1 pseudogene is annotated in these 268 nt (G+C 64.2%); it reads left to right on the top strand.

Features of this window, described 5'->3' with window-relative positions:
• Window positions 1–268 (top strand): annotated as a pseudogene (locus tag J3482_RS20500) (DNA polymerase III subunit beta); the annotation flags it as partial.

Below are 268 nucleotides of genomic sequence, written 5' to 3'. Positions count from 1 at the left end.
CCCGGCGAAGCTGTTCGCGGAGCTGGTTCGGCGGCTTCCCAAGGGGACGGTTGATATTGCGACGATCGCGCCGCATCACTTGAGCGCGTCGATTGACGTTGGGACAACGCACGCCGAGCTGCACGGCTTTGATCCGAAGGAGTTTCCCGAGTTGCCAGATATGAAGGGCATCGAGCCGGTGGAGATCCCAGCGAAGACGCTGGTGGCGGCTGTCGAGGGCGTGGGGTACGCCGCGGCAAAGCAGGATCCGGCGCGACCGATCATGGAG

Source organism: Alicyclobacillus suci, assembly GCF_017329615.1.
GTDB lineage: Bacteria > Bacillota > Bacilli > Alicyclobacillales > Alicyclobacillaceae > Alicyclobacillus > Alicyclobacillus suci.
The sequence above is the reverse complement of the archived record's forward strand: the minus strand, read 5'-3'. Positions and strand labels throughout refer to the sequence as shown.